Source organism: Cupriavidus necator, from assembly GCF_016127575.1.
Taxonomy (GTDB): Bacteria; Pseudomonadota; Gammaproteobacteria; order Burkholderiales; family Burkholderiaceae; genus Cupriavidus; species Cupriavidus necator_D.
Genome location: NZ_CP066019.1, coordinates 318228 through 341458 on the forward strand (window position 1 = coordinate 318228; position 23231 = coordinate 341458).

A 23231-nucleotide genomic window follows, 5' to 3' on the forward strand; every position below is an offset into this window, starting at 1 on the left:
GCAGCCGTGCGTCGTTCAGGCCGGCGTCGCCACGCCTTGCAGCACCGCCAGGACGTTCTTCGCCGCCCCAACCCCCATGTTCACGTACGCCGCGTTGCTGACGCCGCCGATGTGCGGCGACAGGATGAGGCTGGGAATGTCGCGGAACGGATGCGGCACGGGCATCGGTTCCACGGCAAAGCTGTCCAGGCCAGCGGCATACAGTTTGCCGCTCTGCAGCGCTTCGGCCAGTGCAGGCTCGTCGATGAGCCCGCCTCGCGCCGTATTGACCAGGATCGCGCCGTCCTTGAACGTCGCCAGTGTTTCACGGTTCAACATGCCACGGTTCTCTTCCGTCAACGGGCAGTGCAGCGACACCACGTCCGATTCCCTGAACAACCGAGGCAGGTCGACAAGCGTTACGCCTTCCGGGACTGTCGTCGCATAAGGATCGAAAGCGGTGACATGCATGCCCATCGCCACACCAATCACGGCGGCGCGGCGGCCGATCTCTCCGAGCCCCACAATACCGAGCGTGCAACCGTTCAGCTCGACGGCCCTATAAGTTGCCTTGTCCCAATGACCCTGGCGCATGCGATCGTTGAGATGTGGAACCGCTTTGGCGCACGCAAGGATCAGCGCCCACGCATGTTCTGCCACGGCGGCGGCATTGGCCCCGGCTGCGGCGGCCACCTTGATGCCGCGCGCCTGCGCAGCGGATTTATCGATGGTGTCAGTTCCGGTGCCGTGTTTCGAAATCACTTTCAAGGCTGGTGCTGCGTCCATGACTTCAGCGGTCAAGCTGCCGTAGCGCACGATAATGCCGACCGGGTTGTGCTCCTTTGCCAGGGCTGCAATATCGGCGGTCTGGGGCGTTTTCCCCGCGAATACGATCTCATAGTCACCCAGCAGCGCGAGGGCTTCCGGCGCGAGGTCGGCACCCGTGACGATAATGACTTGCTTTTTCGTCACAGTGCTTCTCCCTGCCTCAGGACGCCCGCCGTCACCAGCGATGCCAGCAGCCAGGGCGCGGTGGTATTGCCTTCCCTGATCTGGGCGATGCGCTTGGCTTCCGCCTCTTCCTTCTTTGCCGCCGCATCGAGCAAGGCTTCGATCTTCTCGCGCTCCACCACGACCAGGCCATCGGCATCGCCGCAGATGTAGTCGCCAGGGTTCACCGTGACGCCACCAACAGAAATGGGGTGTCCAATACGCCCGCCAACTTCCTTGGTGGGGCCGTTAGGGTTCGTGCCCACCGAAAAGACCGGGAACTGCATTTCGTCCAGCTCGAGGCTGTCGCGGACCGCGCCGTCGATGACGACACCAGCAAGGCCGCGCTGGCGAGCGGCATGCATCATGATCGTTCCCATCAGCGCAGAGGTCTGGTCCCCTTTGCCGTCGACGACCAGAACATCGCCCGGCTGCGCCAGCGCCAGTGCTGCGTGGATCATCAGATTGTCACCGGGGCGTACCTCGACAGTGAAGGCGGGCCCGGCGACTTTCATGGTCGGGCGCAAGGCCCTGATCCGGCCATGCAACGCGCCGCGGCGTCCGCCGACATCGGAGAGGATCGCCGGTTGGAACCTGGCAGCGCGCGCCACGATCTCGGCGGGCACGCGCTCAAACGATTTGATGATGTTGGGCAAGGTCATGATGGACTCCAGCAATATGAAATGGATAGGTAGATAAGGGCGTCAATCCAGCTTCGTGCCGGAGGTCTTGATGACCGATGCCCAGCGTCCGATGTCCTGCTTGATCAGCGCGCTGAACGCCTCAGGCGTGCCGGCCAGCACCGATGCACCTTGTTCATTCAGCTTCTTGGCGAGCTCCGGGGATTTGAGCGCCTTGTTGAACTCGGTATTGAGGCGTACCACGATGTCCTTCGGTGTCGCGGCAGGCGCGACGAAGCCGAACCAGGTCGCGGTATCAAAGCCGGGATAGCCCAGTTCGGCGACTGTCGGCACCTGGGGCAGGTCTGGCAAACGCTTCGGCGACGTCACCGCGAGCGGCCGCAGCCTGTTGTTCTTGATATGCCCGAGCAACGTTGGCACGGATGCCATGTAGAGATCGACCTGGCCGCCCATCAGGTCGTTGACCGCCTGGGCTGCGCCCTTGTACGGCACATGGGTGAACTTCACCTTCGCGGTACCTTGAAGCAGCTCGCCGCCAAGGTGCGCCACCGTGCCGTTGCCCGGCGATGCGAAATTGATCGCTCCGGGCTTTGCCTTGGCAGCCTGAATCGCGTCCTTCATCGTCTTGTAGGGCGAGGTGACATGCGTCACCAGGACGAGCGGCGCGGAGGCGACCAGACTGATGGGCGCCAGATCCTTCAATGGGTCATACGGCAACCGTTCATACAGCGAGGGATTGATTGCAAGGTTGCTGGTCTGCCCCATGACGATGGTGTAGCCATCGGCCGGCGCCTTGGCTGCCGCGTCCACCCCGAGGTTGCCACCGGACCCTGGCTTGTTCTCCACCACAAAGACCCAGCCGGTCGACTTGGCCACCGTATTGGTCACCTCGCGCGCAATGATGTCCGTGCCCCCGCCGGCGGGAAAAGGCACGATGACGCGGATGGGCTTGGTGGGGTATTGCGGCGCGGCCTGGGTAGTGGCGGACGCCAGAACCAGACCTGCGGCGAGCATGAATATGCAGCGACGGGAAATTGCCTTCATTACAGTCTCCGAATCTCGGTTTCGTTGTGCTTCGGATTGTGGTCGACCGTTTCACGGCATACAATGCTGTTTCATACCGTGCACCGCGTTTCGTTCTATGAATGCGAATAGTGATCCAAGGGGCGCCTCAAAAGGCGACGATGGCGCTGGGGGCGTCATAGCGGTCACCCGCGCCCTGCGCGTACTCGAGGCGTTCGGGGTGAACGACCCCCAGCTCTCACTTGCCGAACTGAGCCGGCGGACCGGCATCCACAAGACCACCGTGCTGCGGCTGGCGCGCACGCTGGCGGCGGACAACTATCTGGTGCAGAAGGAAGACGGCAACTGGCGGCTCGGCCGCGCAGCCGGGTGGCTGGGCGCGTGCTACCAGGCCACCTTCAACGTTCAGGAAGTGGTGGAGCCGGTGCTGCGGGAGCTGACGATCAAGACCGGCGAAAGCGCTTCGTTCTACGTCCGGGAGGGACAACAGCGAACCTGCCTCGTCCGGGTCGAAGGACCGCAGGCCATCCGGCATCACGTCAGGATCGGGGCGGCCCTGCCGCTGGACAGCGGTTCGCCAGGCCGCGTCATCCTGGCGTTCTCAGGTGAGCCGGGCGAGCTTTATGAAATGATCCGCCGCCGTGGATTTCATCTGTCGCTCGGCGAGCGCGAGGCCGAAGTCTCGAGCGTGTCGGCACCGGTTTTCGGATTGCACTGGCGGCTGCTAGGCTCCATGTGCATTTCGGGACCGACCGCCCGGCTAAGCGAAGAGCGTTTGCTGGAGCTGGCACAGACAGTCGTCGACGCGGCGAACAAGCTTTCGTATGCCATGGCAGGAAGCCAACGGCCTGCGATGCAAATTGAAAGGCCGTCGACCTGGCACCCTTGAGATTGCAGATGTGGGGCAAGGAGAGCCGATAGAAATCTTAGATGACCTCTGTCAGTCGCGAGCCGGGCGTCGGTTTTCGACTGCGGATTCAACCGGTCGATTCAGCGTCTCGGCAATGCAGGTGCCGAACGACGCTATATGGCTGCGGCCGTTGCGATGCTCCATCGTTGGCATTTCAACTGGCTCAAGGGTGCGGAAATCCTGGATCGGGGAGGAAGGCGGGATAGGGTCCGATAACGCTGCCTTATCGTGTCGTCAGCGAAATACTAGCGCGATGGCACGCCGGGGCATCGTTGATCCAGAATTGCAGCGGCTGCGAAAAGATGTAGTTGCCGAGCCAAATTGCGAATCGGTATGTGCCAGACAGCGTGAAAGCTGCAGTTGACTGGCAGAACGCACCCACCACTTTCGAACGTTTTATGCAAATCGTCGTTTGCTGAAAGCAGAGCTAGACGTCGTCAGCGGGAACCGCATGACCTTGATCCCGCAAGGCCTTCGTCCAGCGCTTAATGCGTGCACGCAGTCGTCCCTGTGCAGCCCTGTCTATCGGCATGTCGTCGACGCGGCTGATCGCTGTACGCGGCAAGACATAGCCAAGCTGTATCAGGGCCATACAGAAGACTCGGTCCTTGTCGCGATCCGCTGCCGCCTTCGCCATAAAGAGGTCAACAAGGTCAAGGCAATAGCCGACCCGCCCATTCGTGCCCACCGTCTGAATGCGCTGCAAGCGGTTTTCCCAGCCGGTCGGAAGACATGCTGTCTCTGGCCCGACGCCCTGCGCGTAGTAACCATACGTCTCGTGAAAGCGCGAGCCTTCGCCAATCGCCGCGTCGATCGCATCCGCCTTGTGGGTAGCATTGAGCGGGTAGATGTCAGCCTCCGCGGACATCGTGAAAACCGCCGGGGGATTAGGGATCGGCCCCAGGATGGATTGGCTGCCAACGACAACGAACTCATATTCGTTCGTGATGTCGGCAGCAGCCCGAATGATGTGTTCCAGATCTTCCCGCTTCATTCCTGGTCCCCGAGGACAACGCCTTTTTTCAACGCCTGAACCTGTGCTAGCACTTCCTGCCGAATGGCATCTGGTAAAAGCGTGGGCAGGGGAGACGCTTGGCGCAGCTCTTGAGCACGCCGAGTTCGGCCAAGCGCTTTGCGCCACGACTGGTTCGCAAGAATCGTTTCCCACTCGGACCAGAGTGAATCAGACCGTGAGTCTCCCTGCGCGCGCCATCGCCTGAGGACTTCTCGGGCCCGGTCCAGTAGCGCTGGGTTATCCTGAATCAGGCGGATTGCTTCCTTGTGCAGCGCCATGCTCTGCAAGTCCTGAGCCTCATGGCGGCTTGGATCAGTCCTTACCCGAACCTGAACCTGCGGAATGGCGCGCTTGGATGAGGCGGCCGCAGAGTTCGCCGGCGCCGGTTGAAAAGTATCGCTGACTAACAGGGCAAGGTCACCGGCAACCCCCAGCACGGACATAACACGCAGATATGTGCCCATGGTTGGCGCGGGGTCGCCTGCCTCAACGGCAGCGAGGGTCGTCCGCGAGATGCCGACGCGCTTGGCCATCTCAACCGTGCCAAAGCCCTGAGCCTTCCGCAGGCGTTTGATGCGGTCGCCGAGTTGCAGGAGCAAATGGCGCTCGAGAACCGAGGTGGTATCGGTAAAGGCTGGCATATGTCCAGTATTTTAGACAAAATTCACAGGTTTGACTAGTTTACTGAACAGATTTTACGTTGGGCAGCGTGTTGCGTCGGATCCACCTGGACGTATCTCAGTCGACCGCAGAGTTCCTGCGCCACACCCCTGTTATAGGTGGGCTTGCAGCCGACGCGCGTCTCTCTGGCGCCGCCAGTAGGCAGTGCCTATGGGGCCACGAATAAACTTGTGCAAACCAACCGTCCGTTTGCATGCAGGCGATATTGGACACGGCAACTCTTGCGCCCGCCGGATAGTTGGCGGCAACACGATCGACACCTCACAGTGGCCGACCCCGGACGATGGGGCGCTTGAGGGCAATAGGCGTGCCCTATCCTTTGCGAGGAAGCTCGCAGTGGAGCTATACCTTAGCGGCGCTACCTGGTGGCCATCAAAGCGGCGTTCGCCACACTGAGGCAATAGCGTTAGCAAGCATCAACGCCCAACAAGAAAGCCGGGCGGCGGACTAAGTTGGCTGGCTGACATGTGTTCGGTATTTCGACGCGGCGAATGATCCGATAGTGCGGACCAGGATGCACCATGGCCTAGTTGTTGGCCCCGGTTTCCCGGCGCATAGCAAGGTCGGGTGCCGTACCGGACCAGCCGGCTCTAACGGACGAAAAATCTGCGGACCGCCTCGGCCGGAAGCGTCATGCCGGTGACCTTCGCCTTCCGCAGGATTTCCCAGAAATAGCGGTAGGTGGCGCGGTCATGCAGTTCGCCCTTGTACTGGATCGGCCCCCAATCCGCGTCCTGCGCCGCCGACAGGATGCCGGCCGCGTCTTCGACTTCGGCAAGGTCGGGACGCATGGCGTTCACGATTGGCTGGATCTGCGCCGGATAGATGCTCCACATGCGCAGAAAGCCAAACTCGTCGCGCGCGCGCCGGGCATCGCTCGCTATCACCTCAGCGTCCTTCAGATTCAGGCAGACGTTGTGCGCCGGTACGATACCGTTGGCCAGCGCTGCTGCCACCATGTCGGCCTTCGCACGCCCCAGCAGCGCATGTTCGAACTGGCCCGGACTACGCATGGCCGCTGCGGGAATAGCGCCGTGGTGGCCGCTGACGAAATCCATCAGGCCGAAGTCCAGTACCTCGATGTGGGGCAATTCGGCGATCTCGAAGACGTCGCGCAGCGCGCCGTGGGTCTCGATGAGCACGTGTACCGGCACGGGCTTGTCCAATCCGGTTTTTGTCCGGACCTCGTCGATATACCGGATGACCTCCGCGACCTGTCCGCTGCCGGTGGCCTTGGGCACGGTGATGTAGGCCAGCCGGCTGCCGGCTTCTCTCACGATGATGTCCACGTCCTGGCGCCAGGCGGGGTGCGACGGGTCATGGATGCGTGCGCCGGCACGGCCGAAGCGGTTGCGTTCCGACGCGATCATGCGCGCCACCATTTGCGCGTGCTCGCGCTCCTGCCCGGCGGCAGCGCCGTCTTCGCAGTCGCAGGTCACGTCAAAGGCCGCGCCGTACTCGACCTGCAGGTCCATGGCCTTGCCGATCAGCTTCCCGCTGCCGGCAAAGTGCTCGCACGCGGCCAGCACGGGAAAGGCCTTTTCGCCTGCAAAGAGGGCGTCGTTCGGATGCGTTGGGGTGATCATGTGTTGTCTTGATGGAGGGTTGGAGTATTCATCGTTGGGGGATGGCGATGGTGTAATCGAGGTCGAGCACCACATTGGACGGGTGCGCGGCCCGCCCTTCGCCCGGCTCAGGAAAGACGATGGACGAGGCGCAGGCGTTCTTCACGCCGATCATGCGCAGCCGCAGTGCCCCGATGTGCTCGTGACCGAGGTCGATCTTGTCCAGCACCCGGGTGGCGCAGGCGATGGTGTCGCCCGCGTAGGCCGGGTTCACGTGGCTGCCGGCGTTGATGGCGAGGATGGACAGGCCGTTCTCCAGTCCGTCATAGGCCAGCGCGCGGCATACCGAGATGACGTGGCCGCCATAGACCAGCCGCTTCCCGCCACCGGCGGCCATGGCATGGCCATCGAAATGGGCGCGCGCGGTGTTCTGGTACAGGCGCGTGGCGATGCTATGGTCGCTGTCATTGATGGTCATCGCGCCGGGGTGGTCTATGCGTTCGCCCACGGCGTAGTCCTCCCACAGGTCGTCGATGCAGGTCATGGCGGTGATCTCGCGCACGCGTGCCGTGTAGCCGCTCCCGCGCAGGTGTTCGACTGTCACCACGGGCTGGGTGGCCGGCACGACCGGCGCGCCGCATGGCGCCTCGGGATCGCGCTTGTGCACCATTACCCAGCGCACCCAGCCGAGCACCTCGCGGCCATACTGGTTGCGAGCCGTGGAGCGCACGTAAACCACCCCGCTCCTGCGGTTGGAATTCTCCTTCAGGCCGATGACCTCCGATTCGACGGAAAGCGTATCCCCTGAATACACGTGCGAAAGGAAGCGTACTTCCGCGTAGCCGAGGTTCGCCACAGCATTGAGCGAGATATCCGGCACCGTCTTGCCAAAAGCGGTGTTGAAAGCTAGCAGGTCTTCCAGCGGCTGGCTTTCAAAGCCCAGTTGGTGTGCATTGGTCTGCGCCGTGCACAGCGCCGCGCGGCTGCCTGTCAGGCCGATATACAGGCTGCGGTCGCCCTCAGTCAGCGTACGCGGCGTGGCATGACGGATCCGCATCCCTATATGGAAGTCCTCGAAAAAATTTCCGCGGCGATTTTTATTCATTTCCATTCCTTGTGGCTCAGTAGCCTCCAGCTTCGAACGTGCCCTCGCGGAGACGCCAGTGGTTAGCGGATAGCACCGACCGCGCGCAGATCGTCGATGTCGTCGCCGCTGTAGCCGGCGGCGCGCAAGACTTCATCGGTGTGCTCGCCCAGCATCGGGGCACGGCGCCGGACCGCCCCCGGGGTGTCGCTCAGCTTGATCGGCACGCCGGCGATCTTCACGCGCTGCGCCGAACCGGGCTGCTCGACATCCACCAGCATCTGCCGCACCGCATAATGCGGATCGGCAAAGATCTCGGCGGACGTGCAGACCGGCCCGAACGGCACCTTGCCGCCCAGGACGGCCGCGATTTGTTCCTTGGTGCGGCCGGACGTGAAGTCTTCGAGCAAATCGATGACTTGCTGCATGTTGGCGACGCGCGCCGCATTGGTCGAGAAAGCCGGATCGGTGCCCAGTTCCGGATGGCCGATGGCGGCGGCCAGCTTCTCCCACAGCGGATCGTTGGCGACGGCGATGGACACGTAGCCGTCGCGCGCCCGGAACAGGCCGAACGGGCACAGCAGGGGATGGCGGTTGCCTTCCGGCCCGGGTACCACGCCGGTGTAGGAGGTCTGGTAGACGATGCGCTCGCACATGGCCAGCACGGCGTCCGTCATCGCCACGTCCACGAACTGGCCCTTGCCGGTTTCCTTCACCCGGTGTACAGCCGACAGGATGCCGATGCAGAGCATCAGCGCCGGGATGGTGTCGCCTACGCCGGGGCCAATCTTCATCGGTGTTTGGTGGTCGGGGCCGGTGATGCCCGTCATGCCGCCCATCGCCTGTGCGACTACGTCATAGGCTGGCCAGTCCGCGTAGGGGCTGGCGCCCGAGCGCGGATCGCCGAAGCCCCGCACGGTGCCATAGACGAGGCGCGGGTTGCGCTCCCGCAGCCTTTCCCAGCCCAGCCCGAGGCGTTCCATCACGCCGGCGCGGAAGTTCTCGACCACGATATCGGCGCCGTCGATCAGCTTGCGGGCAAGCGCCAGCCCCTCGACGGTCTTCAGATCGACGGCAATCGACCGCTTGTTGCGGTTGACGCTTTGGAAATAGCCGCCATACTCGCGGAGCGTGTCGTCCTCGCAGAAGGGGGCGGTCAGGCGCGTGCCGTCGCCCGTCATGGCCTCGACCTTGATGACGTCGGCACCGTGGTCGGCCAGGATCTGGGTGCAAAACGGGCCGGCCAGCATCTGGGTGAGGTCGATCACACGCAGGCCGGCGAGGGCGCCGGGGGATGACTGCTGCATCATGCCACCACCACCTTGCCCATCAGCGCGTCGGAGATGATGCGCATCTGGATTTCCGAGGTGCCCTCGAAGATCTTCGTCAGCCGTGCATCGCGCCAGTAGCGCTCGGCGGCGAAATGCGTAGTGTATCCGGCGCCCCCGTGGATCTGCAGGCCTTCGCTGGTAACGCGCTCGCACATCTCGCTGGCGAACAGTTTGACCATTGACGCCTCGGTGTCGGCACGGCCTCCATCGTCGATCTTCTCGCACACCGAATAGAGCAGGGCGCGCGCGGCCTCGATCTGCGTAGCCATGTCGGCGATCTTGAAGCGGATGGCCTGGAAGTTGCCGATTGGCGAACCGAACTGGGCGCGGTCCCTGGCGTACTGGATCGAATCTTCGAGCGCGCCTTGCGCGAGGCCGATGGAGCGCGCGGCCGTGTGGGCGCGCGCCGCTTCCAGCCCTGCCGTGGCGAGGTAGAACGCCTTGCCTTCGTCGCCAACCATCTTCGAATGCGGCACGCGGCAGCCGTCGAACGCCAGTTCCCAGGTGGTCCAGCCGTGGTAGCCGATCTTCGGAATCACGCTGCCCTTGACGCCCTCGGGCAATGCGCCGCGCGGCTTCTCGACCATGAAGGCGGACAAGCCCTTGTGGCGCGCTTTCGGGTCGATCACAGCATCCGTGCGGCAGATCACGAGGATGAAGTCCGCCTCGTCGGCGAAGGTGCACCAGTACTTGTTGCCGGTGATGACCCACTCGTCGCCGTTGCGCACGGCGCGGCAGGAGATGTTGGCGACGTCGGACCCGGCGTTGGGCTCGGACAGCGAAAATGCGCCGAGGAACTGGCCGGCCGCCATGCGCGGCAGGTATTCGGCCTTCTTCTCGGGCGTGAGCGCCTTGAGCGCGCCGATCAGGCCGTTGCCGCGCGCGATCAGGCTGCCCACGCTCATCCAGCCGCGCGACAGCTGCTCGGCGACGAGGCAGTACTCGTAGGCACCAAGGCCGAGGCCGCCGTATTCTTCGGGGATCAGGATGCCGAAATAGCCCAGCTCGGCCATCTCGTCGATCAGTTCGCGCGGAATCTGGCCCTTCTCCGGGTCCAGTTTGTTGGCCAGTGGCAGCACCCGTTCCATCGTGAACTGACGGGCGGCTTCCTGGATCATGCGCCGTTCGGCGGTGAGCTTCTGCATCGGAATGTCTCTCAGCGAATTCTTCTCGCCGGCCCGGCGGCGGCCGGGCCGGTGCCCACGTCAGGGCAGGACGTTGCGCGGGTCGGCCTTCAGGACGAGTTCCCACGCCTCGCGGGCCATCGGCTGGCTCTTCTCTTCCAGCACATGTGCCAGCAGGCCGGCCGAACGGCCCACCAATGCCAGGCCGCGCCCGATCAGCGGGTCCAGTCCCATCGCGGCGATGATCGCGCCGATGGCGCCGACCACGTTCATCGGCAGCTTGCGGTTGTGCTCGGTCATCAGCACTGCCGAAATGGCTTCCATCAGGCGCCAGTGCAGGCCGTAGTAACCGTTCTCGCGCGACAGGTCGCGCAGCGCGGGCACACGCGGGTCGCCGTCGACGTGGATGGGGTGGCCCACGCCGAATACTTGCTGGCGGCGCTCCTTGTGGCGGCGGATCACATCGCGCGCGGCCTGCATGACATCGGCGTCGGTCGCATCGTCGCGCAGCTCTTTCGCGCCTTCGAGCAGCATCTCGGCCGCGTTCTGCATCGGGCCGAGGAACACGCTGCCCGCGCCAAGCAGGCCGGTCGCCACCGCGCCCTGCAGCGCTTCAGGCGCGCCGATGTACGTCAGGCGGGCGGACAGCGAGCTGGGGGTGATGCCATGGTCGGCCGTGGTCACCAGCAGCGCGTTGACCATGACCTTCTCGCGCGGCGTGGGCATGCGCGAAAGCGTGGTGAAGAAGATCATGTCGACGAAGTCGAACTTGCCGATGATTTCGGTGGACAAATTCTTGCCGCGCACCATGATGGTGTCGGTCGTCGTATAGCCGATGTCGGTCTTTACCATTGGGAAGGCTCCGTGCCACGGAAGGCGATGACAGCGTCCAGCGCCACCACGCCCTGGCCCTGCGGACGCACCGCGAGGGGGTTGATTTCGAGTTCGTCGATGCGGTCGGCGTGCCTGGCGACAAAGTCGGACAGCTTCACCAGCGTGTCGGCCAGCGCATCGATGTCGAACGGCGTCTGGCCGCGGTGGCCCTTGAGCAGTTCGTGGCAGCGCGTCTCGGCGATCATCGCGCGCGCCGATTGCGGCGTGAGCGGCAGCAGTCGCCGGCTGACGTCCTTGAACAGTTCGATCGCGACACCGCCCAGGCCGAACGTGCAGACATGGCCGAACACCTCGTCGCGGTGGATGCCGACCACGGCTTCCACGAATGGCGACGGCAGCATCGGCTCGACCAGCACGCCCTCGATACGGTCCGCCGGCGCGGCCTTGCAACCGTTGGCGTAAATTTCCTCGAACGCTGCGCGCGCGGCGTCTTCCGACGCGATGCCCAGGCGCACGCCACCGATGTCGGTCTTGTGCGTGATGGCCGCGCTGACGATCTTCATCACCACCTTGCCGGTGCCTTGCGCAGCTGCATTGCGGAAGGCCTGCGCCGCTTCGTCGGCCGAGGTGGCAACCACGCCGCCCGGTACGGTCACGCCGGCGCTTGCGAGCAGCGCCTTGCCGGCGGCTTCCGACAGGGCCGCACAGGCGCCTGCAGCCTTGCGCGGTGCGGTCTCGCCGAGCGCACGCCAGCTGTGGTCGAACTGCGCCTGCCATTTGCCGTACTCGATGAACCGCTTCACGGCCAGCACCGCGTTGCCGACCGCGCGCATGGGCATCAGGCCGCCCTCGATCATCTTGCGCTGGCCTTCGCCGGTGCGGTCGCTCATCCAGACGGGGACGATCGGCGTGGCTTCCTCTGACTGCACGCGCACCATGCTGTCGGCCAGCATGGCGCTGGTCTTGCCGTACTCGACGGGAATCGGGACCAGCACGAGGTCGGTATTCGGGTCGCCCGCCGTGGCCTTGAGCGCGGCGTAGCCGACCTCGGCATTGACCAGCACCTCGGCGGTCACGTCCACCGGGTTGTCGAACGCGGCGTAGCCGGGCAGGGCGCGGGCCAGCGCTTCGAGCGTCTGCGGCGCGAACTTCGACAGCGTCAGTCCGGCGATGCCGACCATGTCGGTGCACAGCGCCGCCGTGCCGCCGGAGAAGCTGTAGACGGCGAGCTGTTCCTTGCCCGTCGGCGTGGCGCGCGACAGCAGCGAGGCCACGTCGATCAGTTCATCGATGTCGTCCACTTCGATGATGCCGAGCTGGCGGAATACCGCACTGTTGATCTCGGCCACGCCGGCGATGGCGGCGGTGTGCGAGGCGGCGGCCTTGGCGCCGATTTCCGACTTGCCGACCTTCAGCGCGACGATGGGCTTGCCCCGTCGCGCGGAGTGCAGCGCGGCGGCCATGAAGCGCGGGCCGTTGCGCACGCCTTCCAGCGTGGTGACGATGACCTTGATGTCGGGCGCATCGGCCATGTAGTGGATGTAGTCGCTGACCTCGAGGTCGGCCTCGTTGCCGCCCGAGCACCACAGGCCGATGCCGACGCCGCGGTCCATCGACTGGATGAACGAGCGGCCCAGCCCGCCGCCCTGCGTGGCCACGCCGATGGGGCCCGGCCTGGCATTGTCGATGCGCCAGGCCGGCGAGAACGTCATGCCGAGGCGCGCGTTCATATTGTTCAGGCCGGGGCAGTTCGGGCCATAGATGCGCATGCCGGTCTTCGCGACGATGGCGCGCATCTCGGCCTCGGCGGCGCGGCCTTCCTCGCCGGTCTCGCCGAAGCCGGAAGTGAAGACGATGGCGAACTTCACGCCGCACTCGCCGCATTCGCGCAGCGCGTCGAGCACCATGTCAGCGCGCACGGCCACGATGGCCAGGTCGGGCACGGCGTCAAGGTCGCGCACCGAGGGGTAGCACGGGCGGCCAGAGATTTCCTTGCGGCCCGGATTGACGAGGTACAGTTCGCCCTGGAATTGCGAGTAGACCGTCAGGTTCTCGAAGGTGCGGGCGCCGATGCTGTCGGGCTTCTCGGAAGCGCCCACCAGCACGATCGAGCGCGGCTCGACCAGGCGGGTGAGGTCGCTGAACCAGAGGCCGTTGGCTTCCGGTGTTGTCGTCATTGCGCTTCTCCGGGCGTGCGGCGCTTGAACAGGCAGGTGGCGGCCATCTCGGCCACGACTTCGCCGCGCTGGTTCACGGCCTTGCGCAGGAAACTGATGACACCGCGCTCCGGACGGCTGGTCGGCTTCTGTTCGGTGACTTCGATGTCCACGCGGATGGTGTCGCCGATGAAGGTCGGCTTGGGGAACTTCAGGCGGTTTTCCAGCACGCTGAACAGCGAGCCCTCGAAGAACTGGTTCGGGATCGAGCGCGAGGTCAGGCCGGCCATGAACGCGGCGACCAGCATGCCGTGGGCGATGCGCTGGCCGAAGATGGTGCCCTTGGCGTACTCGGCATCGACGTGGACTTTGTTGAAGTCGCCGGTCAGGGCGGCGAAGGCTGCCACGTCGGCCTCGGTGATGGTACGCGACGAGGTGCTGTAGGTCATGCCCGGGGTCAGGTCTTCCCAGTAGAGCGTGGTGTTGGCGACCTGGTCGAGGATGGCGGGTTGGGTCATGGTGGATGTCTCCGGGTATCTTGTGGTTCAGGTCAGGGCGCTCACGCCCAGGATCTCGCGGCCGATGATCAGCGTCTGGATCTCGGTCGTGCCTTCGGGAATCATTCCGCCGCGCGTGTCGCGGAAGATGCGCTCGATCGGGTAGTCGGTCGCGTAGCCGATGCCGCCATGCACCTGCAGGCCGAGGTTGGCCACCTCGAATGCCGCCTCGGTCGCGTACAGCTTGGCGATCGAGCATTCCGTGCGCGCGGTGCCGTTCTGCATCGCACGCGCGGCGCGGTAGCCGAGCGAGCGCGCGGCCTGCACGCGCATCGTCATGTCGACGATATGCTTCTGCACGAGCTGGAACGAGCCGATCTGGCGGCCGAACTGCTTGCGCTGCAGCGCGTAGTCGATGCTGAGGTCAAGCGCGCACTGCGCCGCGCCCACCGCGCCCATCGCCACATTGAGGCGGCCGAAGTTCAGGCCGATCAGGATCTGGCGCAGGCCCTGGCCTTCCGTGCCGATCAGGTTGGCCGCGGGGACCTCGGCGTTCTCGAACGTGAAAGCGGCGGTGCCAGTACTGCGCGTGAACACCACGTCGACCGGTGTGGCGTCGTACTTCGTCACATCGCGCTCGACCAGGAACAGCGACAGCTCGCCGTTGCAGGTCTCGCTGTAGGTGCGGGCCACCACGATGCCGAAGTCGGCGAACATGCCGTTGGTGATCCACAGCTTGCTGCCGTTGAGCACGTAGGTGTCGCCGCGCTTGTCGGCGCGGGTCTTGACCTCGGCCACGTTGGAGCCCACGTCCGGTTCGGAGATCGACACGAAGGGCTTGCGCTCGTTGCGCAGCAGCGGGCGCACGAAGCGCGCCTTCTGGTCCTCGGTGCCGTAGGCGTTGATGATGCCGGAGACGATGTTCAGGCCGTTGAGCAGGATGCGCAGCGACAGCCAGCAGTAGCCGGCTTCTTCCATCATCACCGCCCAGGTCGGGTAGTCCAGGCCCATGCCGCCGTCGGCTTCGGGCAGGATGCCGCCGAAATAGCCGAAGTCGATCAGGCCGGTCATGGCCTCGTGCGGGAACTGCTTGTCGCGCTCGGCCTGCGGGATGCGCGGCGCGATATGTTCCTTCAGGTAGCGGCGGATATTGTCGCGCAGCAGTTGCTGGCTGGCATCCAGGCCATCGACGTCGACACTCGCTTGATCAGCCATAGCGGCCTCCGGTCACGAAAAGGGTGGTACCCGTGATGTAGCGCGCGTGTTCGGACGCCATGAAGCACACCGCGCCGGCTATGTCGCCGGTCTGCCCCGGGAAGGAGACCGCGTTCTTCGCCATTACGTTGGCGAGGATGGTTTCGTAGTTGGGCAGGCTCTTGATGTACTCGGTCTCGATATAGCCCGGGGCGATCGCATTGACCGTCACGCCCTTGCGCGCCTGCTCCAGCGACAGCGCGCGCGTCAGGCCGATGATCCCGGCCTTGGCGGTCGAGTAGTTGGCCTGGCCGGGGTTGCCGAACAGGGCGCGCGAGCTGATGTTGATGATGCGGCCCCAGCCGCGCTCGTGCATCGCGGGCAGCACGGCGCGGCAGCAGTGGAACGCGCCCTTCAGCGTGACGTCGAGCACGAGGTCCCAGTCAGACTCGTCCATCTTCAGGATGGTGCGGTCCTTGACCAGGCCGGCGTTGTTCACCAGCACGTCGATGCGGCCGTAGGCCTCCAGCGCGGCGCCGGCGAGCTGCTTGACCTGTTCTACCTTGCGCACGTCGCAGGCCACGGCGATGGCCTTGCCGCCGGCGGACTCGATGGCGCGGGCGTTTTCGGCGGCTGCGTCAAGGTCGAGATCGGTCACGACGACCGATGCGCCTTCCTTTGCCAGCATGCGTGCGGTCTCGGCGCCGATGCCGCGCGCCGAGCCGGTGATGATCGCCACACGATCGTTCAATCCAAGATCCATGTCTCCTCCAGTTGCCAGGGGTTGCTCAGTGGTCGGCCTGCAGCGCCTGGCTGACTTCGCGCAGGGCCGACAGATAGGTTTCGCGATGCTTTTCGATGCGGTCGACGGGGCCGGCCAGCGACAGGCCGACCGGCTGGCCGCCGAGCCGCAGCGATACGGCCAGCGCGGTGACGCCGGGGGTGCCTTCGTCATGGGCTTCGTACCAGCCCAGTTCGCGGCCGCGGCGCAGCTGCTCCAGCAGCCGGTCCACGTCCACCACGGTGTGCGGGGTGACGGCGGGACGGCGAATCGCGTTCAGACGCAAGCGGGCCTCGTCCTCGGGCAGCATGCCCAGCATCGCCTTGCCCAGCCCCGAGGCGTGCAGCGCCACGCGCTGACCCACGTCGAGGATGTAGCGCAGCGGCAGCCGGCTTGCGGCGGCGGCGGCCACCTTGACGGCAGTCGGCTCCAGCACGCCGAAGAAGGCGCTTTCATTGGTGCGCTCGGCGAGCTGCTCGACGGCTTCCTGCGCCACGCGGGTCAGCGGATCGCTTTCGGCAATGCGGCGCGCGGTCTCCAGCAGGCGGCCGGTCGGGTAGAAGCGCCGCGTGCGCGAGGTGCGCATCAGGTAGCCGAGGGAATGCAGCGTGTGCAGCAGGTCGGAACAGCTGCTGTCCGCCACGGAAAGCAGGCGCGCCACGTCGGAGTTCGACAGGTCGCGCTGTTCGCGGGCGAAGACTTCGAATACGGCCATGGTGCGGCTCGCGGCAGGAATCAAGGTGGGCAATTTAGGCTCCGCCGATCTGAGTTGTGTACGGAGTGTGGGATTAATGTACGACAGATCGTATATGGGATGTCAAGATAATTCGAGGATTCGGTATTTCGTACGAAATGTCGTATTTATCCGGAATCCCGCGTCCCGGCTGCGTCTCCGGCTATCTCTCGGTTCATCTAGGGGTTTTCCTATATATGGAAGATATATCCGGTATGCCGTAGAATAAATTTCGATGAACGGGAGCAATCTACGAGATGTCGAAAATGCTGGTGCCGGGAAACTGCGGTTGCGGTCCCCGCCCACGCTGCCGCAAGGAGACGAGGGAATGACCAGAAGGGCTATCAGGAACCGGTTTGCCGGGATGGCAAGAACGATGGGCGCCGCGATCGTGGCCGGGGCGCTGATTGCCCTGATGCCGTTGGCGCCGGCACGGGCAGCGACTGGTGAGGGCTATCCCGCCAAGCCGGTGACCCTGGTCGTGCCGGGGCCGCCCGGTGGCATTACGGACCAGCTCGCGCGCCTCGTCGCGGCCCGCATGGGGCGCGATTTCGGCGTGCAGGTCGTGGTGGACAACCGGCCCGGGGCCGGCGGCAATATTGCGGCGGAGCTTGGCGCGCGCGCGCAGCCGGACGGCTACACCGTGCTGATGGGCACGCAGGGCATGATGGTGAGCAACCAGTTCCTCTACAAGTCGCTGCGCTTCGATCCGTCGAAGGACTTCGTTCCCGCCCAGGGACTTGCGTCCATCCCCAACGTGCTGGTGGTGAGCAGCCGGCTGCCGTTCCGTTCCGTCAGGGAGCTGGTGGACTACGCCCGGGCGAATCCCGGCAAGCTGACGGTCGCGTCCGCCGGCAACGGGACCGGCACCCATCTGGTGGCCGAACTGTTCCAGACCGAGGCCGGCATCCGGCTCGTCCACATCCCCTACAAGGGCAGCGCGCCGGTCATCACCGACCTGCTGGCGGGACAGGTCGACCTGGCCTTCGACTACCCCGTCTCGACGCTTGCGCAGATCGAAGCCGGCAAGCTGCGTGCGCTGGCGGTGACCGGCGCGGCGCGCCTGCCCGCGCTGCCGCAGGTGCCGACCACCGCGGAGTCGGGTTTCCCGGGCGTCGAATCGACGTCGTGGATCGGCCTGTTCTTTCCGGCCCGGACCAGCCCGGCCATCGTGGCGAAGTGGCAGGCCGACATCGGCCGCCTGCTGGCCGATCCCGCGGTCATTGCCGAGATCCGCAAGATGGGCGGCGTCCCGCTCGCGCTCGGCGGCGCGCGGCTCGGCAGCTTCGTGGAGTCGGAGCGCGGCAAGTGGAAGGCGGTCATCCAGCGTTCCGGCGCGAGCATCGACTGAATACCGCCCCATGCCGGCTCGCCGAGCGCGGATCGCGGCGGCGGCAGGCGCGGGGCATTTCAACACCTACCCAACATCGACCAAGAGCAGACATGAAGACACGTCTTACTGAATTACTGGGCATCCGATACCCGATCGTGAAGGGCGGCATGCAATGGATCGGCCGCGCCCCGCTGGCCGCGGCCGTGTCGAACGCCGGCGCACTCGGCATGGTCACGGCGCGCACGCAGCCCGATCCGGACGAGCTGAGGCGCGAGATCGACCGCACGCGCGCACTCACCGACCAGCCGTTCGGCGTGAACCTCACGCTGTCGTTCGCGGCACAGGGCGTGGTCTACGACGACTGGGTCGCCGCGATCGTCGCCAGCGGCGTGAAGATCGTCGAGACCGCGGGCAACAACCCGCGCCCCGTGATCGAGGCCTTCAAGTCGGCGGGCATCACCGTCATCCACAAGTGCACCTCGGTGCGCCACGCGCGGGCGGCCGAGCGCCTGGGCGTGGACGTGATCTCCATCGACAGCTTCGAGGCGGCCGGACATATCGGCGACGGCGACGTGGGCAGCATGGTGATGATTCCGGCCACGGTGCAGGCCGTGAACATCCCGGTGATCGCCTCCGGCGGCATCTGGGGGGGCCGCGCCATGGCCGCCGCGCTCGCGCTGGGTGCCGAAGGCGTGAACGTCGGCACGCGGTTCACGCTGACCCAGGAATGCGAGATCCACGAGAACGTCAAGCAGATGCTGCTCCAGGGCACCGAACTCGACACGAGCCTGATCAAGCGGACGCTCGGCCATACCGCGCGCTACTTCCGCAACCCGGTGGCCGATGAAGTCCGCTCGATGGAGTATCGGCCCGGCGGCGCTACCTACGAGGATCTTGCCCATCTGCTGGCCGGTCCGCGCGGCCGCAAGGCACTGGAGTCCGGCGATGTGCATGCGGGCCTGGTCTGCGCCAGCCAGGCCGTTGCGCTGATCGACGACATTCCGACCTGCGACGAACTGGTGTCGCGCATGGTGGCCGAGTGCCGCAGCGCGTTGCAGGCATCGCTCAACCGCTTTGACGCCTGAGGAGGATCACGAGATGCAGGAAGACATCATCACGCTGCGCGAAGCGCGCCTGGAAATCCGCGACGGCATCGCCGAGTTCACGCATACCCAGGCCAAACGGCGCAATCCGCTCTCGCTCGAACTGCGCGAGGACTACACCGACATGCTGGATCGCGTGGAGGGCAACCCCGACGTGCGCGCGCTGATCATCACCGGCGAGGGCGGGGTATTCAGCGCCGGCGGCGACCTGCGGGGCATGAAGGCGCGTATCGACAACCCGGATGCTGCGCAGCACACGCCCGACGCCACGCGCCGCCGCGTGCTCGTGCTGCACGACTGGGTCAGCCGGCTGCGCAGCCTGGAGATACCCGTCATCGCCGCCGTGGACGGTCCCGCGGTGGGCGCGGGCATGGGGCTGGCCCTGATTGCCGACTTTGTGCTGGCGTCGTCGCGCGCATTCTTCGGCATGTCGTTCGCCAAGGTAGGCATGATCCCCGATATGGCCGCCGCCTATTTCCTGCCGCGCGTGGTCGGCATGGCCGCCGCCAAGGACCTGATGATGACGGCGCGCCGCGTCAGCGCCGAGGAAGCCAAAGACCTCGGCATCGTGTATTCCATCTTCCCGCACGAGACGCTTGCGGAGCAGGCACGCCGGTTTGCCCGGCGCTTCGTCGACGGCCCGCCCGAGGCGCTCGGCATGACCAAGCGCATGCTCAACAGCGCTTTCGAGACGACCTACGCCACGTTCGTCGAGCTCGAAGCCGCCGCGCAGGCCGTGGTCACCACCACGCCGTTCCACCGGGAGGCCGTGCAACGCTTCGTCGATGGCCAGCCCGGGCGTTATGACTGGGATCGCCAGGCGTGAGCCACCGGCATAGGTCCGTTTAGAGACGAGCCGTCAAGAAGGGGGGAAAGCAAAGCCGCAGCCGAAAACGGCTGCGGCTTTCGCATTACACCAGCTGCATGATTTCGTCAGCGGGCGCGCGGATCGTGCGGAAGCTGTTGGCGGGGTGATCGTGGTCGGCAAAGCCGAACGCGATTGCGCAGACCATCTTCCGGTCCTCGCCGATGCCGAAGTGGGAACGCACGAACCTGGCGTGCCGGGCGACCGCTCCCTGGGCGGTCGTCGCCACGCCATGCGCATGGGCGGCAAGCAGGAACGACGCAATGAAACCGCCGCAGTCCATCGCCGCGTAGTGCCCGAGGTCTGCGGGCATCGTGACGATCGCAACGTGCGGTGCCCCGAACAGCCTGAAGTTCTCGAACATCTGGCTGTCGCGGCGCTCGTGGTCGTGGCGCTCGATGCCGAGCGCCTGGTAGAGCCGATGACCCGTCTCCCGCCTGCGTTCCGCGTGGACGCCGAGATAGGCCTCGGGAAACGGCAGGTCGGCGTCGCCCTGCGGAACTTTCCTGGCCTGCGCCATCAGCGCGCTGCGGAACTTCTCGGTCGTATCGGACGTGCCGATGACCACGTGCCAGGGCTGCGTGTTGCACCACGATGCGCTCTTCCTGGCGAGCCCGACGATACTGCGGATCTCGTCGTCCGGCACCGGTGTCCTCCGGTACGCCCGGCAGGTGAAGCGGTCGGACATCAACCTGCGCAGGACATCGATGTCGCCGGCGCATTGTTCGCGGGGCGGGTGCTGTGGCATTGCCTGTCTCCTTTGATCTGATGATGCGACACGCCGCCCGGGATCAAATCACTGCGGCCTGGCGAAGTTCCTGCTGCGCGGCATCGCTCAGGCCCAGCCATTCTCCGAAGATCTCGGCATTGTGCTCGGCCAGTTGCGGCGCGGACTGGATCGGCTGCGCGGGAGTGGCCGACAGCCTTGGCCCCACACCGGGCATCTTCAGGCTCCCGATGCGCGGGTTCTCCACGCTCTGAATGCTTGCGCGCGCGGCATAGTGTGGGTCCGCGAAGATGTCCTCGATGGTGTAGGTCAGCGTGTACGCAAGTCCCGCCTCCTGCAACGCGGCCTCGATGCCCGCCACTTCCATGCTCCTGACCCACCTGGCGACAGTGGCGTTCAGTTCGCCGATGTGCTCCCAGCGCTGACTGTGGGTGGCGTAGCGGGGCTCGCGGGCCAGGCCCGGCTGCCCCATCGCGCTGCACAGCCGTGCGAACATGGCGTCAGTGGCCAGCGTGAGCACGAGGTATCGGCCATCGGAGGTCTCGAAGATATCGCCCGGCGCCCCGGCGGCGGAAAGATTGCCTTGCCGTTGCCGGATGGCACCGAGCCGGTCATACGCGGGAACCAGAGTGTCGGTGAAACGGAATACGGATTCATACAGGCCAAGGTCGATATGCTGCCCGATGCCCCCTTTCGCGTCGCGATGATATAGCGCCATCATCACGGCGTAGGCACCGAACAGTGCGGCCTGATAATCCGCCATCGTGATTCCCGGTCTCACGGGCGGCCGATCCGGATAGCCAGTCAGGTGCAGGATGCCGCTGAACGCCAGTGCAATGCGATCGAAGGCGGCGCGCTGCGCGTATGGACCGGTCTGCCCGAAGCCCGACACGCTCAGCATGACCAGCCCTGGATTGACGGTGGCCAGCGTGTCGTAGGCAAGTCCCCATGCAGTCAGCGTGCCGGGACGGAAGTTCTCCACGACGACGTCGACCTTCGCAGCCAGCCTGCGCGCCAGCGCCTGCCCCTGCGGCTTGCGCAGGTCCAGCGTAATCGACTTCTTGTTGCGCCCCTCGACGTTCCAGTACAGGCTCTCGTCCTCGATGAACGGGCCGATCTGCCGGAGCGGATCGCCGCCGCCTGGCTGCTCGACCTTGATCACTTCCGCGCCAAAGTCGGCCAGCAGCGTGCACGCCACCGGCCCGGCGATCATGGTTCCCAGATCCAGTACCTTGAGGTTCGCGAGCGGTCCGCGTCCCTGGCTGGCGCTTGTCTTGCTGGCTCCCGGCTCATTCATTTGGTGTTTTCCTCACGATCGACCATGGGACAGATGGTGTGCTTGCGACCGGACTTCACGGTCAGGCGGTCACTCTTCACGGGCGCCGGATAGCTTGATCAGGCGCCCGATCACGGGCAGTGCGGCCTCGAAGTTCTGGCGGAACTCGGCCGAGCTGTTACCCATCGGCTCGAAGCCGTAGGCCTGGAAGCGTGCCTTCAACGGGGTCGAGCGGATGATCTCGCGCGAGGTTTTCTCCAGGAACGCCTGCACGTTCGGCGGTATGCCCGCCGGCGCCATCAGCACGATCCAGGCATGCGAGCGGAACTCCGGGTCGCTGAACCCCGCTTCCGCCATGGTCGGCACGTCCGGCATCGCCGGCAGCCGCGTATCGCCGACCACGGCAAGCGGGCGGATCTTGCCGCTGGCCACATACGGCGCCAGCGCACCGGCCGAGGCGATGGTGAGTTGCACCGAGCCACCTGCCAGTCCCTGCAGATCCTGCATCTCGCTGGGATAGGGAATGTGCGACATCTCCAGGCCGCGGGAACTGTTGAGATGGCCGATGACGAGATGCGCATTGCTGCCCACGCCGTACGAGCCATAGTTCACCTTGTCCCGGTTGTTCTTCGCCCAGGCCACGAATTCCTGCAGGTTGCGCGCCGGCACGGCGGCATTGACGGCAAGCACCAGCGTCCCGGCGCTGACCTGCGTAATGAAGGCGAAGTCGCGGCGCACCTCATAGGGCACCTTTTTCATGGTCAGCGGGACATTGAAGATCGCCGTGGATTGCGCCATCAGCAGCGTATAGCCGTCGGGCGCGGCCCGCGCCGCCGCCAGCGTGCCGAGCGCGCCCGAGGCACCCGGCTTGTTGACCACGACGACGGGCTGGCCCGTGCGCCGGGTGAACTCATCGCCATAGGCCCGTCCGATGGTGTCGACCAGTCCCCCTGGTGCGCTCGGCAGGATGAGCGTAACCGGCTTGCCGGGGTAGGCCTGCGCCATCACGGCGGCACTCCAGGCGAGTGCCAGGATCGGCAGCAGCGCCTTCTTCTGCTTCATCAACATATTTGTCTTCTCCTCACACGTACTGCGGGGAGCCAGATCCGGCCCGAAAGCTTGTCGAGATGTCGCTACGCCATGGTTGCCGCCATCCGGCGCCATCGATACTCCCTGACGCAGGGGGGATCGGAGCGGGGCTTAAGTCCATAAGCCTGCCTTTACGCCAGCACTGCCTGCAGGCCAGAGGCGTCTGACCGCGATGGCAGTCGGCGCCGTTAGCGTCCGCCGTGGCCGATGGATTTCACATGAAACGGCGCTTTTGGCGATGCGCGGAACCGTTGCGGCGGCACGGCGACAGCCGATGCACGCCCCCGACGGCATAAGCGC

Annotated in this window: 22 protein-coding genes; 4 read left to right on the forward strand and 18 right to left on the reverse strand. The window is 65.3% G+C overall.

Annotation, left to right across the window (positions count from 1 at the left end):
* Positions 1 to 15: 15 nt before the first annotated feature.
* Genes I6H87_RS20475 through I6H87_RS20485 form a run of 3 tightly spaced genes read right to left on the reverse strand, consistent with a single transcriptional unit; the run spans position 16 to position 2654 of the window.
* Entirely contained in the window at positions 16 to 951 is a 936-nt protein-coding gene (locus I6H87_RS20475) for an NAD(P)-dependent oxidoreductase (protein ID WP_011616508.1), read from the reverse strand.
* Positions 948 to 1631 (reverse strand): RraA family protein, encoded by a 684-nt coding sequence (locus I6H87_RS20480; RefSeq protein WP_011616509.1) that lies wholly within the window; start codon positions 1629 to 1631, stop codon positions 948 to 950. The genes I6H87_RS20475 and I6H87_RS20480 overlap by 4 nt, the downstream gene beginning before the upstream one ends.
* 42 nt (positions 1632 to 1673) lie before the next feature.
* On the reverse strand, positions 1674 to 2654 hold the full coding sequence (locus I6H87_RS20485) for a Bug family tripartite tricarboxylate transporter substrate binding protein (RefSeq protein ID WP_011616510.1): 981 nt from the start codon (positions 2652 to 2654) through the stop codon (positions 1674 to 1676).
* Between the two features lie 97 nt (positions 2655 to 2751).
* Between I6H87_RS20485 and I6H87_RS20490 the strand changes: the two genes are divergently transcribed.
* On the forward strand, positions 2752 to 3522 hold the full coding sequence (locus I6H87_RS20490; RefSeq protein ID WP_011616511.1) for an IclR family transcriptional regulator: 771 nt from the start codon (positions 2752 to 2754) through the stop codon (positions 3520 to 3522).
* A gap of 448 nt (positions 3523 to 3970) precedes the next feature.
* On the opposite strand, the gene I6H87_RS20495 is transcribed toward I6H87_RS20490, so the two are convergent.
* The 12 genes from I6H87_RS20495 to I6H87_RS20550 all read right to left on the reverse strand — a co-directional run bounded on the left by I6H87_RS20495 (position 3971) and on the right by I6H87_RS20550 (position 16553).
* Complete coding sequence (locus I6H87_RS20495; RefSeq protein WP_011616512.1) at positions 3971 to 4537, reverse strand: DUF6036 family nucleotidyltransferase; 567 nt, start codon at positions 4535 to 4537, stop codon at positions 3971 to 3973.
* Positions 4534 to 5199 carry a helix-turn-helix transcriptional regulator gene (locus I6H87_RS20500; protein WP_011616513.1) on the reverse strand — a complete coding sequence of 222 codons (666 nt, stop codon included), beginning with the start codon at positions 5197 to 5199 and terminating at the stop codon, positions 4534 to 4536. The genes I6H87_RS20495 and I6H87_RS20500 overlap by 4 nt, the downstream gene beginning before the upstream one ends.
* A gap of 630 nt (positions 5200 to 5829) precedes the next feature.
* A complete protein-coding gene (locus I6H87_RS20505) occupies positions 5830 to 6825 on the reverse strand; it encodes an HpcH/HpaI aldolase/citrate lyase family protein (protein ID WP_011616514.1) in 996 nt (331 codons plus the stop codon).
* A gap of 28 nt (positions 6826 to 6853) precedes the next feature.
* Positions 6854 to 7909: a MaoC family dehydratase gene (locus I6H87_RS20510; protein ID WP_011616515.1), complete on the reverse strand. Its 1056-nt coding sequence runs from the start codon at positions 7907 to 7909 to the stop codon at positions 6854 to 6856.
* Between the two features lie 62 nt (positions 7910 to 7971).
* Positions 7972 to 9198, reverse strand: a complete 1227-nt coding sequence (locus I6H87_RS20515; protein ID WP_011616516.1) for a CaiB/BaiF CoA transferase family protein — start codon at positions 9196 to 9198, stop codon at positions 7972 to 7974.
* Positions 9195 to 10364, reverse strand: coding sequence for an acyl-CoA dehydrogenase family protein (locus tag I6H87_RS20520; protein ID WP_011616517.1), 1170 nt, complete (start codon positions 10362 to 10364; stop codon positions 9195 to 9197). Before I6H87_RS20520 ends, I6H87_RS20515 begins: the two co-directional genes overlap by 4 nt.
* Before the next feature lie 60 nt (positions 10365 to 10424).
* Entirely contained in the window at positions 10425 to 11195 is a 771-nt protein-coding gene (locus I6H87_RS20525) for a citryl-CoA lyase (protein WP_011616518.1), read from the reverse strand.
* Positions 11189 to 13354 (reverse strand): acetate--CoA ligase family protein, encoded by a 2166-nt coding sequence (locus I6H87_RS20530; RefSeq protein ID WP_011616519.1) that lies wholly within the window; start codon positions 13352 to 13354, stop codon positions 11189 to 11191. Before I6H87_RS20530 ends, I6H87_RS20525 begins: the two co-directional genes overlap by 7 nt.
* Positions 13351 to 13851 carry a MaoC family dehydratase gene (locus tag I6H87_RS20535; protein WP_011616520.1) on the reverse strand — a complete coding sequence of 167 codons (501 nt, stop codon included), beginning with the start codon at positions 13849 to 13851 and terminating at the stop codon, positions 13351 to 13353. The genes I6H87_RS20530 and I6H87_RS20535 overlap by 4 nt, the downstream gene beginning before the upstream one ends.
* Positions 13852 to 13878: 27 nt before the next feature.
* Positions 13879 to 15045, reverse strand: a complete 1167-nt coding sequence (locus I6H87_RS20540) for an acyl-CoA dehydrogenase family protein (protein ID WP_011616521.1) — start codon at positions 15043 to 15045, stop codon at positions 13879 to 13881.
* Positions 15038 to 15787, reverse strand: a complete 750-nt coding sequence (locus I6H87_RS20545; protein ID WP_011616522.1) for an SDR family NAD(P)-dependent oxidoreductase — start codon at positions 15785 to 15787, stop codon at positions 15038 to 15040. The genes I6H87_RS20540 and I6H87_RS20545 overlap by 8 nt, the downstream gene beginning before the upstream one ends.
* Before the next feature lie 25 nt (positions 15788 to 15812).
* Positions 15813 to 16553 carry an IclR family transcriptional regulator gene (locus tag I6H87_RS20550; protein ID WP_041687941.1) on the reverse strand — a complete coding sequence of 247 codons (741 nt, stop codon included), beginning with the start codon at positions 16551 to 16553 and terminating at the stop codon, positions 15813 to 15815.
* Between the two features lie 313 nt (positions 16554 to 16866).
* Here I6H87_RS20550 and I6H87_RS20555 point away from each other — a divergent pair, with 313 nt between their 5' ends.
* The 3 genes from I6H87_RS20555 (at position 16867) to I6H87_RS20565 (ending at position 19800) form a co-directional block, all read left to right on the forward strand.
* Positions 16867 to 17889 (forward strand): Bug family tripartite tricarboxylate transporter substrate binding protein, encoded by a 1023-nt coding sequence (locus I6H87_RS20555; RefSeq protein WP_136227847.1) that lies wholly within the window; start codon positions 16867 to 16869, stop codon positions 17887 to 17889.
* Between the two features lie 92 nt (positions 17890 to 17981).
* Positions 17982 to 18956, forward strand: a complete 975-nt coding sequence (locus I6H87_RS20560; protein WP_011616525.1) for an NAD(P)H-dependent flavin oxidoreductase — start codon at positions 17982 to 17984, stop codon at positions 18954 to 18956.
* Between the two features lie 13 nt (positions 18957 to 18969).
* The gene (locus tag I6H87_RS20565) at positions 18970 to 19800 is read left to right on the forward strand and encodes an enoyl-CoA hydratase/isomerase family protein (RefSeq protein ID WP_011616526.1); all 831 of its coding nucleotides are present in this window, start codon (positions 18970 to 18972) and stop codon (positions 19798 to 19800) included.
* Between the two features lie 85 nt (positions 19801 to 19885).
* Here I6H87_RS20565 and I6H87_RS20570 read toward each other — a convergent pair whose 3' ends face one another.
* The 3 genes from I6H87_RS20570 to I6H87_RS20580 all read right to left on the reverse strand — a co-directional run bounded on the left by I6H87_RS20570 (position 19886) and on the right by I6H87_RS20580 (position 22910).
* A complete protein-coding gene (locus I6H87_RS20570; RefSeq protein WP_011616527.1) occupies positions 19886 to 20587 on the reverse strand; it encodes a nitroreductase in 702 nt (233 codons plus the stop codon).
* A gap of 43 nt (positions 20588 to 20630) precedes the next feature.
* On the reverse strand, positions 20631 to 21863 hold the full coding sequence (locus tag I6H87_RS20575) for a CaiB/BaiF CoA transferase family protein (protein WP_011616528.1): 1233 nt from the start codon (positions 21861 to 21863) through the stop codon (positions 20631 to 20633).
* A 69-nt stretch (positions 21864 to 21932) separates the two neighbouring features.
* Positions 21933 to 22910 (reverse strand): Bug family tripartite tricarboxylate transporter substrate binding protein, encoded by a 978-nt coding sequence (locus I6H87_RS20580; protein ID WP_136227848.1) that lies wholly within the window; start codon positions 22908 to 22910, stop codon positions 21933 to 21935.
* Positions 22911 to 23231: the final 321 nt, after the last annotated feature.

Coding starts and splice junctions, on each gene's coding strand:
- I6H87_RS20480 (WP_011616509.1), bottom strand. CDS start 1,631: ATGACCTTGCCCAACATCATCAAATCGTTTGAGCGCGTGCCCGCCGAG.
- I6H87_RS20485 (WP_011616510.1), bottom strand. CDS start 2,654: ATGAAGGCAATTTCCCGTCGCTGCATATTCATGCTCGCCGCAGGTCTG.
- I6H87_RS20490 (WP_011616511.1), top strand. CDS start 2,752: ATGAATGCGAATAGTGATCCAAGGGGCGCCTCAAAAGGCGACGATGGC.
- I6H87_RS20495 (WP_011616512.1), bottom strand. CDS start 4,537: ATGAAGCGGGAAGATCTGGAACACATCATTCGGGCTGCTGCCGACATC.
- I6H87_RS20500 (WP_011616513.1), bottom strand. CDS start 5,199: ATGCCAGCCTTTACCGATACCACCTCGGTTCTCGAGCGCCATTTGCTC.
- I6H87_RS20505 (WP_011616514.1), bottom strand. CDS start 6,825: ATGATCACCCCAACGCATCCGAACGACGCCCTCTTTGCAGGCGAAAAG.
- I6H87_RS20510 (WP_011616515.1), bottom strand. CDS start 7,909: ATGAATAAAAATCGCCGCGGAAATTTTTTCGAGGACTTCCATATAGGG.
- I6H87_RS20515 (WP_011616516.1), bottom strand. CDS start 9,198: ATGATGCAGCAGTCATCCCCCGGCGCCCTCGCCGGCCTGCGTGTGATC.
- I6H87_RS20520 (WP_011616517.1), bottom strand. CDS start 10,364: ATGCAGAAGCTCACCGCCGAACGGCGCATGATCCAGGAAGCCGCCCGT.
- I6H87_RS20525 (WP_011616518.1), bottom strand. CDS start 11,195: ATGGTAAAGACCGACATCGGCTATACGACGACCGACACCATCATGGTG.
- I6H87_RS20530 (WP_011616519.1), bottom strand. CDS start 13,354: ATGACGACAACACCGGAAGCCAACGGCCTCTGGTTCAGCGACCTCACC.
- I6H87_RS20535 (WP_011616520.1), bottom strand. CDS start 13,851: ATGACCCAACCCGCCATCCTCGACCAGGTCGCCAACACCACGCTCTAC.
- I6H87_RS20540 (WP_011616521.1), bottom strand. CDS start 15,045: ATGGCTGATCAAGCGAGTGTCGACGTCGATGGCCTGGATGCCAGCCAG.
- I6H87_RS20545 (WP_011616522.1), bottom strand. CDS start 15,787: ATGGATCTTGGATTGAACGATCGTGTGGCGATCATCACCGGCTCGGCG.
- I6H87_RS20555 (WP_136227847.1), top strand. CDS start 16,867: ATGACCAGAAGGGCTATCAGGAACCGGTTTGCCGGGATGGCAAGAACG.
- I6H87_RS20560 (WP_011616525.1), top strand. CDS start 17,982: ATGAAGACACGTCTTACTGAATTACTGGGCATCCGATACCCGATCGTG.
- I6H87_RS20565 (WP_011616526.1), top strand. CDS start 18,970: ATGCAGGAAGACATCATCACGCTGCGCGAAGCGCGCCTGGAAATCCGC.
- I6H87_RS20570 (WP_011616527.1), bottom strand. CDS start 20,587: ATGCCACAGCACCCGCCCCGCGAACAATGCGCCGGCGACATCGATGTC.
- I6H87_RS20575 (WP_011616528.1), bottom strand. CDS start 21,863: ATGAATGAGCCGGGAGCCAGCAAGACAAGCGCCAGCCAGGGACGCGGA.
- I6H87_RS20580 (WP_136227848.1), bottom strand. CDS start 22,910: ATGTTGATGAAGCAGAAGAAGGCGCTGCTGCCGATCCTGGCACTCGCC.